Origin of the sequence: Parasphingomonas zepuensis (genome assembly GCF_036663735.1) — a bacterium.
In the GTDB taxonomy this organism is placed as follows: Bacteria; Pseudomonadota; Alphaproteobacteria; order Sphingomonadales; family Sphingomonadaceae; genus Sphingomonas.
The window spans coordinates 291600-307821 of record NZ_JAXOJO010000003.1 but is presented as its reverse complement, the minus strand read 5'-3'; the positions used below and the strand labels follow the sequence as shown (position 1 = coordinate 307821).

The 16222-nt window shown below is 65.9% G+C and carries 15 protein-coding genes and 1 pseudogene; 12 read left to right on the top strand and 4 right to left on the bottom strand.

All coding sequences use genetic code 11. From position 1 onward, the window contains the following. Positions 1–65: 65 nt before the first annotated feature. Entirely contained in the window at positions 66–749 is a 684-nt protein-coding gene (gene radC / locus U1769_RS12730) for a RadC family protein (protein WP_332716438.1), read from the bottom strand. Between the two features lie 147 nt (positions 750–896). Here radC and U1769_RS12725 point away from each other — a divergent pair, with 147 nt between their 5' ends. The 9 genes from U1769_RS12725 to U1769_RS12685 all read left to right on the top strand — a co-directional run bounded on the left by U1769_RS12725 (position 897) and on the right by U1769_RS12685 (position 7678). Next, positions 897–4013, top strand: coding sequence for an intermembrane phospholipid transport YdbH family protein (locus tag U1769_RS12725; protein ID WP_332716435.1), 3117 nt, complete (start codon positions 897–899; stop codon positions 4011–4013). Positions 4014–4060: 47 nt separating this feature from the next. Further along, positions 4061–4243: a YnbE family lipoprotein gene (locus tag U1769_RS12720; RefSeq protein ID WP_332716432.1), complete on the top strand. Its 183-nt coding sequence runs from the start codon at positions 4061–4063 to the stop codon at positions 4241–4243. Next, a complete protein-coding gene (locus U1769_RS12715) occupies positions 4243–4623 on the top strand; it encodes a YdbL family probable chaperone protein (protein WP_332716429.1) in 381 nt (126 codons plus the stop codon). The genes U1769_RS12720 and U1769_RS12715 overlap by 1 nt, the downstream gene beginning before the upstream one ends. A 187-nt stretch (positions 4624–4810) precedes the next feature. After that, the gene (locus U1769_RS12710) at positions 4811–5101 is read left to right on the top strand and encodes an AtpZ/AtpI family protein (RefSeq protein ID WP_332716426.1); all 291 of its coding nucleotides are present in this window, start codon (positions 4811–4813) and stop codon (positions 5099–5101) included. A 59-nt stretch (positions 5102–5160) separates the two neighbouring features. After that, a complete protein-coding gene (locus tag U1769_RS12705; protein ID WP_332717574.1) occupies positions 5161–5919 on the top strand; it encodes a F0F1 ATP synthase subunit A in 759 nt (252 codons plus the stop codon). Positions 5920–5981: 62 nt separating this feature from the next. Further along, a complete protein-coding gene (locus U1769_RS12700) occupies positions 5982–6197 on the top strand; it encodes a F0F1 ATP synthase subunit C (RefSeq protein ID WP_332717572.1) in 216 nt (71 codons plus the stop codon). Between the two features lie 13 nt (positions 6198–6210). Beyond that, positions 6211–6705 (top strand): F0F1 ATP synthase subunit B family protein, encoded by a 495-nt coding sequence (locus U1769_RS12695; protein ID WP_332716424.1) that lies wholly within the window; start codon positions 6211–6213, stop codon positions 6703–6705. Beyond that, entirely contained in the window at positions 6698–7252 is a 555-nt protein-coding gene (locus U1769_RS12690) for a F0F1 ATP synthase subunit B family protein (RefSeq protein ID WP_332716422.1), read from the top strand. The genes U1769_RS12695 and U1769_RS12690 overlap by 8 nt, the downstream gene beginning before the upstream one ends. A gap of 105 nt (positions 7253–7357) precedes the next feature. Continuing rightward, a complete protein-coding gene (locus tag U1769_RS12685; RefSeq protein ID WP_332716420.1) occupies positions 7358–7678 on the top strand; it encodes a hypothetical protein in 321 nt (106 codons plus the stop codon). Positions 7679–7723: 45 nt separating this feature from the next. Here U1769_RS12685 and U1769_RS12680 read toward each other — a convergent pair whose 3' ends face one another. Further along, positions 7724–8443, bottom strand: coding sequence for an SDR family NAD(P)-dependent oxidoreductase (locus U1769_RS12680; protein ID WP_332716417.1), 720 nt, complete (start codon positions 8441–8443; stop codon positions 7724–7726). Positions 8444–8512: 69 nt separating this feature from the next. Here U1769_RS12680 and uvrC point away from each other — a divergent pair, with 69 nt between their 5' ends. Next, positions 8513–10435 (top strand): excinuclease ABC subunit UvrC, encoded by a 1923-nt coding sequence (gene uvrC, locus U1769_RS12675; RefSeq protein ID WP_332716415.1) that lies wholly within the window; start codon positions 8513–8515, stop codon positions 10433–10435. Positions 10436–10585: 150 nt separating this feature from the next. Here uvrC and U1769_RS12670 read toward each other — a convergent pair whose 3' ends face one another. Next, positions 10586–11812, bottom strand: a complete 1227-nt coding sequence (locus U1769_RS12670; protein WP_332716413.1) for a DUF3089 domain-containing protein — start codon at positions 11810–11812, stop codon at positions 10586–10588. A gap of 148 nt (positions 11813–11960) precedes the next feature. Here U1769_RS12670 and U1769_RS12665 point away from each other — a divergent pair, with 148 nt between their 5' ends. Continuing rightward, the gene (locus U1769_RS12665; RefSeq protein ID WP_332716411.1) at positions 11961–12704 is read left to right on the top strand and encodes a TetR/AcrR family transcriptional regulator; all 744 of its coding nucleotides are present in this window, start codon (positions 11961–11963) and stop codon (positions 12702–12704) included. A 52-nt stretch (positions 12705–12756) separates the two neighbouring features. Here U1769_RS12665 and U1769_RS12660 read toward each other — a convergent pair whose 3' ends face one another. Continuing rightward, a complete protein-coding gene (locus U1769_RS12660; RefSeq protein ID WP_332716408.1) occupies positions 12757–15573 on the bottom strand; it encodes a TonB-dependent receptor domain-containing protein in 2817 nt (938 codons plus the stop codon). Between the two features lie 239 nt (positions 15574–15812). Between U1769_RS12660 and U1769_RS12655 the strand changes: the two are divergent. Next, positions 15813–16061 (top strand): annotated as a pseudogene (locus U1769_RS12655) (excinuclease ABC subunit UvrC); the annotation flags it as partial. Positions 16062–16222: the final 161 nt, after the last annotated feature.

Genomic DNA, 16222 nt, shown 5'->3' with positions numbered 1-16222 from the left:
CTTAGCAGGACACACAGTCCCTCCGGGCGGCCGTCGAACCAAAGGGTTCGGCGGCCGTTCGCTTTTTACATCAATCCCAGAGCGCGCAGGCTGGAATGGCCGCTCGTCCCCATGATGATATGGTCATGCACCGTGATGCCCATGCGCTTGCCGCCCTCCATCATGTTACGCGTGATCTCGATATCGGCGCGGCTTGGCGTAGGGTCCCCGCTCGGATGATTGTGCACCAGGATGATGGCCGCCGATCCCAGGTCCATCGCCCGCTTGATCACTTCGCGAACATAGACGGCGGCCTCGTCGATCGAGCCCTCGCTCATCAGTTCGTCGCGGATCAGCATGTTCTTCGTGTTCAGATGGAGCACCCGCACGCGCTCGTTGACGTGATGGGCCATGTCCGCCCGCAGATAATCGAGCAGCGCCTGCCAGTTCGACAGTACCGGCCGCTCCGCCACTTCGGCGCGCAACAGGCGGAGCGCGATGGCGTGGGCGACCTTGACCGCCGCGATCGACGTCTCGCCCATGCCCTTCACACGCGCCAGCGATTCATGATCCGCCGTCAACAGCCCGCCGATCCCGCCGAATTCCGCGAGCAGGGCCTTGGCCAGCGGCTTGGTGTCGCGTCGCGGGATGGCCAGTGCGAGCAGATATTCGATCAGTTCGTGATCGAGCAGCGCGTCGGATCCGCCCTCGTTGAGCCGCTGGCGCAGGCGGGCGCGGTGGCCGCTATTATCTGGTTCGGGAACGCTCATCGCGGTTGGAGGATTAGTGCGGGGGCTGGCCACGCGCAATTGCGCGTGCTTGGGGGTCTGTGCTGAAAGGCGTGCCCTTGTGCCGCAACCGGGAGTGGCGAGCTGAGTCTGGACGAAGCGATCGAGGATAAGCCCCGCTGGCGGCGGGTGCGTCGGGTCGTGCTCGTCGTCGCGCTGGTCCTGCTCGGCGGACTGATCGCGCTCTGGTCTCAGCGCAAGCCGATCGCATCGAGCTATATCGACAAGGCGCTGACCAGCTACGGCGTGCCCGCGCGCTACGGCATCGCCGATCTCGGCTTCAACCGCCAGCGGCTGACCAATGTGTCGATCGGCGATCCCGCGCATCCCGATCTCGTCGCCGACTGGATCGAGCTGCGCACCAGCATCGGTCTGTCCGGCGCCACCGTAACCGCGATCCGCGCGGGCCATGTCCGGATGAACGCCCGGTTGGTCGACGGCAAGCTGTCGCTGGGCATGCTCGACAAGTTCATGCCAACGCCATCCGGCAAGCCGTTCGCGCTGCCGGCGATCTTCGCCGACGTGGAGGATGCACGGATCAGGCTGGTCGCGCCGCAAGGGGTGGTCGGGATCAAGCTGAGCGGGCAGGGGAAGTTGAACGACGGTTTTGCCGGACAGGTTGCCGCGATCACCGAGCGGCTCGATCTCGGCACCTGCGTCGCTGGTCCGACGACCGCGGTCGTGGCGGTGCGCATCGCCTTGTCGCGCCCCACGTTGCGCGGGCCGATTCATACCGCAAAGCTCGATTGCGCCGGCACCGTTGTGACCGATGCGGGCGCGGATATCGCGGTCACGCTCGATCAGGCGCTGGACGGCTGGCGCGGTGACGCCAAATTGGCGGTGGCAAGGATACAGCATTCTTCCGCCGAGCTTCACGCCCTCACCGGCACGATCGACTTCGCCGGCAAGGCGGATGCTACCCAGGGCAAGCTGAACCTCGCATCGGGCATCGCTGCGGCCCGCGGTGTCGCGGCCGATACGACGACTCTTGCCGGGACGTACCGGTTCGGCACAGCCGGCGTCGCGTTCGACGGCAAGGCCGGTGCCCGTCATGCCCTGCTCGGCAAGCTGATGCGCACCCGGCTGGCATCCTATCGCGATCTGGGTGCCGGCACGCCGGTGGCGCCGCTGCTGCACAAGGCCGTCGGAGCGGCGGTGGCTGCCGCACAGTCCGCCAATCTCGATGCCGAAATCTCCGTCTCGCTGACGGGCGGACGCGGCCAGGCAAAAGTCTCGCGGCTCCAGCTCGCCACTGCCTCGGGCGCGTGGGCGACGATCAGCGGGGGAGAGGGCGTGGGGTATGCCTGGCCGGGCGGGGGCGTGCGCTTCGACGGCTCGGTCGATCTGGGCGGCGGCGGCTTGCCGACCGCGACGATCCAGATTGCCCAGGCAAAGGCTGGTGCGCCGGTCAGCGGCACTGCGACGATTCAGCCCTATGCCGCCGGCACTGCCCGCGTCGCGCTGACACCGGTCAGCTTTGCCGCGACGCCAGGCGGCACCACCCGCATCGCGACACGCGTCACGCTGTCGGGACCGCTCGCCGATGGCCGGATCGACAATCTGGTCCTGCCGCTGAATGGCCTGTGGGACGGGCACGGCCGGCTTCAGATCAATCGCACCTGCGCGCCGCTGTCGATCGGCGCGCTGGCGGTGTCGAGTTTCAGGCTGCGCCAGACATCGGCCTCGCTCTGTCCGGTCGATGGCGCGATGTTCCGCCTCGATGGCGGGCGGATCGGCGGCGGCGTCCAGTCCGGCGCGCTGCGGCTGTCGGGCACGATAGGCAGTTCGCCGCTCACCCTGTCCACCGCCGGCCTGACGCTCAGGCTGCGCGACACTCGCGCCGATCTGCGCGACGTTGAGGTCCGCATCGGCGCGCCCGAGCGCGTGACTCAGCTTTCCTTCGCACGCGTCGAGGGCGGCCTGTCCCGCGGCACCATGGCGGGTACGATCGAGGGCGGCTCGGGCCGGATCGCCAATGTGCCGTTGCTGATGTCGGAAGCGCAGGGGCACTGGACCTTCGCCAACGGTGCGCTCGATTTGGCCGGCGGGACGCTCAAGGTCGCCGACGCCGATCCGACGCCGCGCTTCTTTCCTCTTGTCGGCAGCGATGTGGCGCTCCGCCTCGCCGACAACCGGATCACTGCCACCGGCCGGTTGAGCACGCCCGAGAAGGCTATTTTCATCAGCGGCGTCGCGATCGAGCATGATCTGTCGAACGGCAGCGGCCGTGCCGATCTGAGCGTCCCCGGTATCGCCTTTGGCGAAGCGCTCCAGCCCGACCAGCTCACTCGGCTGACCAAGGGCGTCATCGCCAATGTGGTCGGCACCGTGTCGGGCGAGGGCCATATCCGTTGGGATCAGGCCGGCGTCACCAGCGACGGCGTGTTCCGTACCCCCGGTACCGATCTTGCCGCGGCCCTCGGCCCCGTCACCGGGATCGCGAGCGAGATCCGCTTCACTGATCTGCTCAACCTGGAGACGGCGCCTGGCCAGATTGCCACGATCAAGACGATCAACCCCGGTATCGCCGTCAATGACGGCACGATCCGCTACAGGCTGCTCTCCGGCGCGCGGGTTCAGGTGGAGGACGGGCGCTGGCCCTTCGCCGGAGGATCGCTCGTGCTTGAGCCGACCATGCTCGATTTCGGCCAGAGCATTGAGCGCCGCATGACCTTCACCGTTTCGAGCATGGACGCCGGCCAGTTCCTCCAGCAGTTCGACTTCAAGAATCTCGACGCCACTGGCGTATTCGACGGCACCTTGCCGATGGTCTTCGACGAAAAGGGTGGCCGGATCGAAAATGGCCGGCTGAAGGTGCGCGCAGGCGGCGGCACGCTCGCTTATGTCGGCGAGGTCAGCCAGGAAGATACCGGCTTCTGGGGCAATCTCGCTTTCCAGGCGCTGAAATCGCTCCGCTATCGCAGCCTGGAGCTGGTCATGAACGGCCCGCTCGCGGGCGAGATGGTGACCGAAGTGCGGTTCGAGGGGGTCGGCCAGGGCGAGGGGGCGAAGCGCAACTTCATTCTCGATCGCCTGCAGAAACTGCCTTTCATCTTCAACGTACGGATCAAGGCGCCCTTCCGCGGGCTGATCGATTCGGCCGCGTCCTTCTACGATCCGAAGCGGCTCATTCAGCGCAATCTGCCGGCCCTGCTCGAGGAGCAGCGCAAGCGCACGACGCCGCCCGCCCCGGCCGTGCCGGCCCCGACGCCCATTCAGCCTGCCGAAAGCGAGAAACTGCCATGACCAGAACGGGATTGACGAAGCGGAAGTGGAGACCGACGAGGAACGCGATGAAAAGGATGATATCGATCATGGCCCTGGGCGCCAGCGCCGCAACCGCCGGTTGCGTCAACGTGAGCGCTCCGGACAAGCCGATCGAGATCAACCTCAACATCAACGTGACTCAGGAGGTGGTCTATCGGCTCGATGGCGAGGCGAAGAAGTTGATCCAGCAGAACCAGGATATTTTCTGATGAAGACGATGGCCAAATTCACGATGATCGCTGCAGGCTTCGCGCTGATGGGCGTTGCCACGGCGGCCTATGCGCAGCGCGACCCGGCCTATCAGGCGGCGCGCTCGGCCGGCCAGATCGGCGAGCAGCCCGACGGCTATCTCGGCATCGTCGGCACGGCGACGCCCGATCTGCGCGCGCTGGTCAACAGCATCAACATCCAGCGCAAGGCGAAATACACCCAGAGCGCCGCTGCCGGCGCGACGGTCGAGCAGATGGCGTTCGCCAGTGGCTGCAACCTGATCCTGAAGACGGTGCCGGGCGAGAAATACCAGACGCCGTCGGGCAGCTGGGCGACCCGCGGCGCGGGCGCTCCGGAACGCGACGCGCGCTGTGTCTAGGGGGGGACGGGTCCTCCCCGGTTGGCCGCGCCGGCGATAAGTTGGGCGCCGTCCATGACATCCCTGTCACCAAGGTTGACTCGGGCGGACCCCTTTCCTAAACGGGCGCCGCAACGGGGGCTTGGCCCCATGTTCCTCGTCGCCGTGCGCAAGCGCGGCGGCGTTTTCTTATCAGGATGCTTTCGCGTTGGCCGACGACCGCCAGAACGATGACCTTGACAGCCGTATCGCGAAAGCGCGCGCGGCCGAAGAGGCGCGGACTGGTGTCAGCCCCGCGGCAAAGCCTGCCAAGGGTTATTCGCAAGGCTCGCGCGTGCTGGCCGAGCTGATCGGCGCGCCGATCGGCGGCGGATTGATCGGCTGGCTGCTCGATCGTTGGCTCGGCACCAGCCCCTGGCTGATGTTGATCCTGCTCGTGCTCGCCATCGTCGCGGCGGGTCGGAACATCTACAAGATCTCGAAGGAGCGTGCGGAATGACCGTCGCTTCCAACAGCAATGCACAAGGGTAGGCGATCGTGGCCGGTAGAATAGACCCGATGGAGCAGTTCCTGGTCGAGCCCGTGCTCGGCCGGCATATCGTGATCGGCGGGTATGACCTGTCGTTCACCAACTCGGCGCTGTTCATGGTCGTCGTGTTCGTGCTGCTCGCCCTGTTCATGGCCGGCGGGCTGAAGCGTCAGCTGGTGCCGGGCCGCTGGCAGGTCGCCGCTGAATCGGTGATCTCCTTCATCGACAACATGATGCAGGTGAACATCGGGCCGGAAGGCAAGAAGTTCGCGCCCTATATCTTCTCGATCTTCATGTTCATCCTGTTCGCGAACCTGGTCGGCGTGCTGCCGCTGGCGATCGTGCCGGGCCTGCACACCTTCGCCGTGACCAGCCACATCACCGTCACCGCGGTGCTGGCCTTCCTGTCGTTCGGCATCGTGCTCGCGGTCGGCTTCTGGCGCCACGGCCTCCACTTCTTCTCGCTGTTCGTGCCGCACGGCGCGCCGGCCTGGCTGATGCCCGTCATCATCCCGGTCGAGTTCGTGTCGTTCATGGTGCGCCCGTTCAGCCTTGGTCTGCGACTGTTCGTCGCGATGACTGCCGGGCACATCCTGCTCGAGGTTTTCGGCAGCTTCGTGGTGCAGGGCCTGAACGCCGGCGGCCCGCTCGGCATCGTCGTCAGCATCCTCAGCTTTGTGATGATCATCGGCGTCAGCGCGCTCGAGTTGCTGGTGTGCGCGATCCAGGCCTATGTCTTCGCGCTGCTGACCTCGCTCTATCTCAACGACGCGGTGCACCTGCACTAGGTCTTTCGAATTTCGTACCTTTTCATATTACTAGGGAGCTTATCATGACTGATCTTGGTGCAATGTACATCGGTGCCGGCCTCGCGGCGATCGGCGTTGGCCTGGCCGCGCTCGGCGTGGGCAACGTGTTCGGCTCGTTCCTCGAAGGCGCGCTGCGCAATCCTGGCGCTGCAGACGGCCAGCAGGGCCGCCTGTTCATCGGCTTCGCGGCTTCCGAGCTTCTCGGCCTGATCGCGTTCGTCGTCGCGATCCTCATCCTCTTCGTCGTCGGCAAGTAAGGACGACCTCGAGATGCCGCAGCTATCCCAAATCGGTGAGATCTACGCGTCGCAGCTGTTCTGGCTCGCGATCGTATTTGCCCTGATCTATTTCGGGATCGGCAAGGCGATGGTCCCCAAGATCGAGCGTACGATCGATGATCGTAACGGGCGCATCAACGGAGACCTCGCTGCGGCAGAGGGGGCGAATGCCGCCGCCCGCGCGTCGGAGCTTGAATATCAGACCGGGCTGGACTCAGCCCGGTCCCAGGCCCTGCGCTCGGTAACGGAGGCCAAGGCCAAGGCGTCTGCCACGGCCGATACCAAGGTGAAGGCGGGCGATGCGGCCATGGCCGAAGAGCTCGCCACCGCCACCGCTCGCATCGGCTCCGCCAAGACCACGGCCATGGCCGAGATCGAGACGGCGACGGTCGATGCGGTGCAGGACATCGTCGCCAAGCTTTCGGGCGTGGCGGTCGATCGTTCGGCGATTGAAACGCAAGTGAAGGCGGAACTGGCGCATGGCTGAAGCGCATCATGAGAGCCTGACGGCAGCGACCGGCACGACCGAGCTGCACCACGAGCCCACGGCTCTGGGCATCAGTGCACCGGGCTTCGTCGCCCTGTCGATGCTGGTCGTCATCGGCCTGATCCTGTGGAAGAAGGTGCCGGCGATGATCGCTGGCATGCTCGACGCCCGGATCGCCACGATCCGCACTCAGCTGGACGAGGCATCGCGGCTTCGCGCCGAGGCCGAGGCGCAGCTGGCGGAAGCCAAGGCCCGCAACGCGGCGAGCGCCGGCGATGCCGCTGCGATCATCGCCCATGCCGAAGCCGAGGCGAAGCTGCTGATCGCCAAGGCCGAGAGCGATTCCGCCGATCTCGTCGCCCGCCGCCGCAAGATGGCGGAGGACAAGGTCGCCGCGGCCGAGCGTAGCGCGATCGCCGAGGTTCGCGCGACCGCGGCCGACGCGGCGACCCGCGCCGCTGCTGCGATCATCGCACGCAAGCATGACGCTACGGCCGACAAGTCCTTGATCGATCGCACCATCGCCGGGCTTGGCCGCCCCAACTGATCGGCCCGTTTCGGGCGGATTCCTGTCGTTTCGCTCGGGCTCCATCCCGGTTACACAGGCCGCAGGATGGTGATTCGCGCCACCCGATCCAGGAAAGATGCCTTCATGAAGCTCGCCTTCTCCGCCCTGATCCTCGCGATGACGGCTGCGCCCGCTTTTGCCCAGACCGAGCCCGCGCCGGCCCCGGCACCCGCCGCCGATGCGACGGCAACTTCGAAATTCACGCTGGACACGCCGATCGAGACGATCGCCGCCGATCCGGCCGGCAAGGCCGTGCTCGATGCCGATTTCCCCGGCATGACCAGCCATCCGGCCTATGAGCAGTTCAAGGTCATGTCGCTCGCGGCCGTCCAGCCGCTGGCCCAGGGACAGATCACCGACGAGCAGCTGGCCAAGGCCAAGGTCGACCTCGCCGCGATCAAGTAAAGGGCTCGCCGCCGCTCCGGCTGCGTGCCGGGGCGGCGGCCTCTCTCAATAGCGCAGCATCACCCGCCGCGCGATCGGCGGCGATAGATTATAGACTGCGTTGAGCAGCGCGGTCATGCCAACATTCGCCTGCTTGCGGTCCGCTGCCATCGCCGCGACGATCTGCCGCCCGCATTCCGGCGCCGGCATCTTGCGGTGCTGATTGGCCTCGGTCATCCGCGTCTCGACCACCGGCGGCAGCGCCTCGAGCACCCGCACCTCGGTGCCCGCCAGCTGCGCCCGCAGCGCCATGGTGAAGCTCCGCAGCCCCGCCTTGGTCCCGCAATAGAGCGGGCTCTGCGCACTGGGCGCGATCGCCAGACCGGAGGTGACGTTGACGATCATCGCCTCGGGCCGCGCGCGCAATCCGTCGAGCAGCCCGGCGATCAGCCGGACCGGCGCGTTCAGGTTGAGGAAGATGCCGCGATCGATCCGGTCGAGATCGAACGGCGAATCGATGGCGAACTCAACGCCGGTACCGGCATTGTTGACCAGGATGTCGATCGGCTGCCCGGCCAGCGCCGCGAGCAGCGAATCGCATCCCGCCGGGGTCGAAAGATCCGCCGTGATGGCGTCGAATCCTTCCGCCAGTGCCGCTGCCAGCCGCCCCGGATTGCGCCCGACCACGATCAGCTCGGCCCCCGCCGCTTTCAGGTGTCGCGCGATCTCCAGCCCGATTCCGTCGCTCCCGCCCGTCACGACTGCCGTCTTGCCTCTGATCTGCATGTCAGCTTCCTCTCGACCGCCACATATACCCGTTGTTGCGCGCGCGCCGGAGTCCTAACTGGAGGGACGATGTCGTCCCCCAACACCCCCGATCGCTTCAACGAGGACAAGGCCACCTTCACTGTCCGCGGCAGCGACGTGCCCGATATCGAGGCGGGGGTGGCGGCGATCCGCAACGTGCTGCAGACTCTCCCGTCGCGCCCGGGCGTCTACCGCATGCAGGATGCGCGCGGGGACGTGCTGTACGTCGGCAAGGCCCGCGCGCTGAAGAACCGCGTCACCAATTACACTCAGGTCGATCGCCTGCCCAAGCGGCTCCAGCGCATGGTTGCGCAGACCCGCTCGATGACGATCGTCACCACCAACAACGAGGCGGAGGCGCTGCTGCTCGAGGCGCAGCTGATCAAGCGCTACCGCCCCGCCTACAACGTGCTGCTGCGCGACGACAAAAGCTTCCCCTTCATCCTTTTGCGCGCCGATCATGATTTTCCGCGCATCCAGAAGCATCGCGGCGCGCGCCGGGCCAAGGGCAATTATTACGGCCCCTTCGCCAGCGCCGGCAGCGTCAACAATACGCTCAACGCGCTGCAGAAGCTGTTCCTGCTGCGGAGCTGCACGGACAGCTTCTTCAGGACGCGCGACCGGCCCTGCCTTCTCTATCAGATCAAGCGCTGCTCGGCGCCCTGCGTCGGCCGCATCTCGCAGGAGGATTATGGAGATCTGATCGCCGACGCCAAGGCTTTCCTCGCCGGCAAATCGACTCAGGTGCAGGCCAAGCTCGGCGGCCAGATGCAGGCTGCGGCGGAGAATATGGATTTCGAGCTGGCCGCGATCATCCGCGATCGGCTGAAGGCGCTCACCTTCATCCAGGGCAGCCAGGCGATCAACGCGGAAGGGGTAGGGGACGCCGACATCTTCGCGCTCGCCAACAAGAACGGCGTGATGGGCATCCAGGCCTTCTTCATCCGCGGCGGCCAGAACTGGGGCCATCGCAGCTTCTTTCCCGCCCACACCAATGATGTGCCCGAGGCCGAGGTGCTGGCGAGCTTCCTCACCCAATTCTACGAGGAGGTGCCGCCCCCGCGCACCATCTTCGTCGACCGCGAGCTCGAAGAGACCGAATTGCTGCAGGAGGCATTCGCCGAACGGGCAGGGGCGAAGGTCGCCATCTCCATCCCGCAGCGCGGCACCCGCCGCCGCCTGCTCGATCAGGCGAAGCGCAATGCCGAGGAAGCGCTCGATCGCCGCCTCGCCGAAAGCACGACTCAGGCGAAGCTGCTGCGCGAAGTCGCCGACCTGTTCGAGCTGCCCGAGCCGCCCGACCGCATCGAGATCTACGACAACAGCCATATCCAGGGCACCAACGCGCTCGGCGCGATGGTCGTCGCCGGGCCAGAGGGTTTCCGCAAGGGCCAGTACCGCAAGTTCAACATCAAGGACGCGAAGACTATCCCGGGCGACGATTTCGGCATGATGCGGGAGGTGTTCGGCCGCCGCTTCGCCCGCGCCCAGGCCGAGGACCCCGATCGCGATTCAGGCGAGTGGCCCGATCTGGTGCTGATCGACGGCGGCCGCGGCCAGCTCAACGCCGCCAAGGGCGTGCTGGAAGAGCTCGGTATCGAGGATGTCTGCCTGGTCGGCGTCGCCAAGGGCCCCGACCATGGCCGCGAGGGCCGCGAGGTCTTCCATCTGATGGACGGCCGGGAGCTGACCCTGCCGGTCAACGCGCCGGTGCTGTTCTATCTCCAGCGCCTGCGCGACGAAGTCCACCGCTTCGCCATCGGCGCCCACCGCGCGAAACGCGCCAAGGCAATCGGCGCGAGCCCGCTGGACGAAGTCCCGGGCATCGGCCCGGCGCGGAAAAAGGCGCTGCTGATGCATTTCGGCACGGGGCGGGCGGTGCGCAATGCGAGCCTGGAGGATCTGCAAAAGGCGCCGGGGGTATCAGCGCTGGTCGCGCGGCAGGTCTATGATTTCTACCACGGGCGGTAGGATTGGCTTTCCCGGTCGGAATTGATCCACCACCTCCGTTCGGGCTGAGCCTGTCGAAGCCCTGCTCTTCTCTTCCTGGGAAGAAAGAACAGCCCTTCGACAAGCTCAGGGCGAACGGGAAGAGGTGACTCCCGCCAACCAGGTTTTGCTCTATCGTTTCCCCGCCAGATAGCTCTTGGCCTGGGCGCGGACGACATCGACCAGATTCCCCATCGTCAGGTTCACGTCGATCCGATGCAATCCCCAGTCTGGCAGCTTGCGCCCATCGATGACGACGTCCCCCACGATCGCATTGGTGCGCTTGCCCGCCGGATCGGGATGGAGAGTGACCGCCAGATACTGGTGGTTCGCGTCGCGGCGGCACTCGGCGCTGAGCATGCCCGGCACCTCGACGAAAGGCTCGCTGATCGGCGCGGGCGGGGTGGTCCACGGGCCCTGCTGCTCGCCGCTGGCCGTCACCATCTCCGCGCCGGCACCGAGATAGGCGTGCAACGGCGCGGAGCCGCCCGCGAGCGCTGCCGGGTTCACGCAGGCCGCCTCGAGGCCCGGCCCCGCCGAGGCGCCGAACGTCCGCGCCTCGGGCGGTGGCGGGCTGTCGGCCCGGAACGAGGCGAAATTGATCGCGCAGCCCGTCTGCCCCATGGCGCGGCACAGCGGGATCGTCTTGAAGTCGCCGCCGACATCCTTGCCGACCGGCACTTGCAACCGATACCCCGCCAGGATCACCGACAAGATCCGGGCCTGTATCGGCTTCCCGTCGATCTCGTTCCTGACCAGCTGGGCGAGCACGCCCGATCCTTGCGAGTGACCGATCAGCACGACGGCACGGCCATGATTGTCGTGGGCGAGGTAATGGTCCCAGGCGCGCTTCACATCGTCATAGGCCATCTGCCGGTCAGTCGGGATCGGCGCGCCGCGTATATTGGCGTGGAGCGCCGCGAGCGTCACCTGCCGATACATCGGGGCAAAGCGCCGGCACACCGCGCCGAAGCGGGCGAATTGCTGGTTCACCACGGCGACATATTCCGCCGCCACCTTCATGGTCGCGTTGCCGCCGGGATCGCGCGACACCGTGGGATAGACGTAGAAGCAGTCGACCGGCGCCCGCGGATCGGCGCGAAACCGCTCGATTCTGGTCGAGCCATCGGCCTGCAGGACCACGGCATCCTGATCGGATCGGCCGCACACATCGGCGGGCTGGTCGGGGCGGCACAACCATGCGGCCGGATCGGCATAATCGGGTGTGTTGGGTGCCGGTGAAGGCGCCGCGATGCCGGGCGCGGCGCCGATCAGGGCGGCTGCGATCGCGGCGATCGTCCAGACGAACCAGCGTCGCGTCCCTCCGGCCGGGCCTGATCCCCGTATCGCGATCCGCATGCTGCCTTCCTCTCCGACGATCCGTCGATTTCCGCGGATTTGACACTCGCCGCCGCGCGATGTCAAACACTCACTATATCGAGAGATAATATTAATCGGAATGGTCCGGGGGCCTTCTCCCCGAGGGCATAAGGGGCGTGCGGGGGCCATGGCATGCGGCCATCTTTGCCTTGACGTGCTGCCGGGCAAGCTGGAAGGCGGGCACGTGAACAAGGCAGCCGAACCCCGTCGCCGCTCGACCAAGGCCGAACAACGCGCTGCGACCACGGAGCAGATCCTCGACGCGGCCGAAGCGCTGTTCGCCGAGCACGGCCTTTACGGGGTCACGCTCAAGGACGTGGCGCAGCAGGTCGGCGTGCACAACACGCTGCTCAACTATTATTATGCCGACAAGAAGGCGCTGTTCGACGCCGTCTTCGCCCGCCGCGCGGTCGTGACGAGCGAGCGGCGGATGCAGGCGCTCGATGCCTATGAGAAGGCGGCAGGGGATAAGCCCACCGTCGAGGGCGCGCTGCACGCGTTCCTCGATACCGATCTCGATCTGTACATCCAGGGCGACGAAGGATGGCGCAACTACGCCAAGCTCGGCGCCCAGGTCGCGAACACGCCGCATTGGGGCGCAGAGCTGATGGACGAGCATTTCGATCCGGTCGTGCTCCGCCTCATCGGCCTGTTGCGCCGTGCTCTTCCCCACTGCGCGGAGGCGGACATCTTCTGGGGCTATCACTTTGTCACGGGCGCGCTGATGCTGACGCTCGCGCGCACCGGCCGCATCGACAAGCTGTCCGACGGCCTGAACCGCTCGGACGACTTCGCCGCCATAAAACAGCGCATGGCCAAGTTCATGGCCGCCGGCTTCATCGCGATCTGCGACGGCAGCAAGCCGGAATAGAGACCGCGCCCGGCTCCTCCGGACCATCTGGACCGGAGGAGCCGCGACGGCCCTAGAACTTCGTCCGGACCCCGACCCGGAACCGCCGACCCAGCGGGTCATACAGGTCGAACCGCCCGCCAAGCCCCGGCGCCGAATATTGCACGGTCGCGGGAATGACCGGAACGTCGATCGGATCCTTGTCGAGCAGATTGTCGATGCCGAAGGTCAGCTTGAGCGACCTGCCGCCGACGTCGAAGTTGATCGCTCCCGACAGGTCGAACGTCGCGTAGCTCGGGACGCTGTTGTCATCCACGTGCACGCCGCTCACCCAGGCGTTCTGCAGTTTTGCCGCACCCAGAATATGCGCGTTCAGCGCCAGCGAATACCGCCCTATTTCGTAGAAGGTGGTGATGTTGCCCCGCAGCTTGGGCTCGCCCGGGTTGAGATCGCCGATCTGGCCGGCAAAGTCGGTGACGTTGCCGATCGCGTCGACCTGCCGGAAGAACGGGACATAGTTCGCCAGCGCGCGCAACTCGACGCGTCCGGCGCCGAGCGCGTGCCGGTAATCCACTTCGAAATCCCACCCGTGCGTCCGCAGGCTCGCGGCGTTGATCGGCACCGTGTCGATCGAGGTGATCGCCTGGGTGCTGTCGCGGTGGATATATTGGCAATATTGCTGTTGCCCCTCGAAGCAATATTGCAGCTCCTGCGCCGCGCTGATCGAGGTGATCGCGCCCTTGAGCGAAATCCGGTAATAATCGATCGAGAGCGACAGCCCCTTCAGGAAACTCGGGCTGTAGATCACCCCGGCCGTCAGCGTCTCGCCGCGCTCCGGCCGCAGATCGGGATTGCCGCGCGCATTGGTATATTGCGCGTAGGTCTTCTGCGTGAACGGATCCAGCACTGGCTGCTGCGTCAGGATCCCGCCAGAAAACAGATCGTTCAGCGTCGGCGCGCGGATATCGCGGGAGAGCGTGCCCCGGACCCGCAGATCGTCGGTCACCTGATCGGACAGGCCGACTTTCCACGTCACGACATTGCCGCTCGTGCTGTAATCGGTCAGCCGCACCGCGCCGTTGAACTCCAGGCGCTGGGCGAGCGGCACGTCCTTGAGGATGGGGATCACCGTCTCCAGGAACCCCTCCTTCACGTCCCGCTTGCCGGAGAAGGGCTGGAAATTCTGCACCGCATATTGCCGCGCCAGCGCCAGCGCGTCCTGCGTGGAGGATGCCTGGTTCCGGATATAGTCGCCGCCGAACGCGATCGACACGTCGCCGGCGGGAAGGCTGAACAGCGTGCCGGTCGCGTCGAACGAGGCGACGTCCAGCTGCACGTTCGATCGCTGATACGCCGTGCCGTGCGTATAGGCCTTGGCGGCGGCCGATGCGACGCCGACGCCGAACACGTTGAGCGGCGCGCAGCCATTGGTCGGGTTGGTCAGCGTGGAGCGGCAGACGATCGCGTTCGTGGCGGGATCGCGCACGGCGTCCACGGCCTCCAGGAATTTGGAAATGATCGTGTCGTTATAGGCGTAGAGCTTCGCCGTGACTTCGCCATGCGTGTAATAGGCATGCCATTTCCAGCTGTCGCCGATCTGGCCGTTCAGCCCGACCACGCCGCGCCACACGTCCCGCGTATTGTGCGATGTCGGCGGCCCCAGATCGACCGTATCCTTGCCCAGGTTCAGCGCGGTATATCCCTGCGACAGGAGCTGCGCGCGCAAGGTCGGGTCCAGATAGGCATTGTCGGCGACGTTGATCCGCAGATTCCCCTGCCTCAGATAAAAGAGATACCCGTTCTCGTCATAATTGGACTTGCCGTAAAATCCCTCGACATAGGCCGTGATGCCCGGGGTGATGTCGTAATCGGCGTGCGCGAAGAAATTCTTGTAGTTCAGCGCCGTGGAGATCGCCCGGTTCTGGCCGATCGTGTCGTCGACATCGCCGCCATATTGGACGAGCCCGGATTGGTTGCCGAAATTATACGACCTCAATGCGCCGGTCGGCCCGACGAACTGGATGCCGCGAAACGGCGTGGCGCTGATGACGTCGCCCGCCGGCGTGATGACGGAGGTGATGACGCCCCCCGGCGAGACGTTCGACGGCCCGGTATTGCTGACCGTGATCCGCATGGGCTGCCCGTTGGTCGCGGTATAGGCGGGATTGTTCACGACCGCGCGGCTCTTGAAGAAATTGCGGTCCTTCAGGTCGACGCCCTCCGGCGTGTTCGCATAATCGAACTCGGCGACGATATGGCCCTTGCCGCCGGCGAAGCTGGTTCCGCCGATGATATTAGCCTTGAAATATCCGTTGTCGCCGCGCTGCGTCACGCCGGTGTCGATATTGACGCCAAGGCCCTGATAGTCGCGGTCGAGCACGAAATTCACCACGCCCGCGACGGCGTCCGATCCCCATGCGGCGGAGGCGCCACCCGTCACCACCTCGACGCGCTTGATCAGGTTCTGCGGCATGGTGACGGTATCCACGCCGCCCGTCGTGGTGGCCTCGACGACCCGGCGGTTGTCGAGCAGCACGAGCGTGCGCGTGACGCCCAGATTGCGCAGATTGACGAATTCGGTCCCGCCGCCGGCAACGTTGATCGCGGGGTTCTTGGCGGAGGTCGTGCCGCCGAAGGACGGCATCTTGTTGAGATAATCCGCGATGGTGACGGGCGCCTGCCGGCCGATTTCCGCGGCGCCCAGCACCGTCACCGGGGTCGGCTGCTGGAAGCCGTTGACCACGATGCGCGATCCGGTGACGACGATGTCGTCGCCGATCTTGTCGGCATCGCTGGGCTGCTGATCGGGAGCGGAGGGCGCCGTCTGCGCCGCCGCCGCGGACATCCAGGCCAGAGACGCAACACTGCCCAACAGAATAGACCGGATCATACCGACGTCCCCCTCTCCATGAATACGCACTTGTCGGCGCTAGGGTCGGATCATGAACCCGCGAATCGGGAAATGCAATACTCGTTCTCTTGTGAGTGAGCGTTTTAAAGGAGACGAAAAGCGAGCGTTCCCTAACGGAAGTTGGGAGGCATGGCGGTATCGATGCCCAGAACGCCCCTGAGAGGCGAAAGGATGAGCCGGAGCCCGGCCCAACCCCCACCGTCACCCCGGACTTGTTCCGGGGTCCAGCGGGCCGGATGCTCCGGAGATCGTTTCACGGGCGCCAGCTGACCCTGGTGGGCAACGCCCCCGTCCTGTTCTACCTCCAGCGCCTGCGCGACGAAGTCCGCCGCTTCGCCATCGGCGCGCATCGCGCGAAACGCGCCAAGGCAATGAGTGAGAGTCCGCTGGATGAGGTGCAGGGCATCGGCCTGGCGCGGAAAAAAGGTCTGCTGAGGCATTTTGGCACGGGGCGGGCGGTGTGTAATGGGGTGGCGCAGGTTCGATTTATGTAAGTGGCGCCACCTCTTCCACTCGGCAAATCCGAAAGTTGTTGTTGACGGGGCATTCGATTGGGAGCCCGCTTGGGTCCCGCTTGGGTCCCGCTTGGGTCCCGCTTGGGTCCCGCTTGGGGTGGACTCGCAAGGTG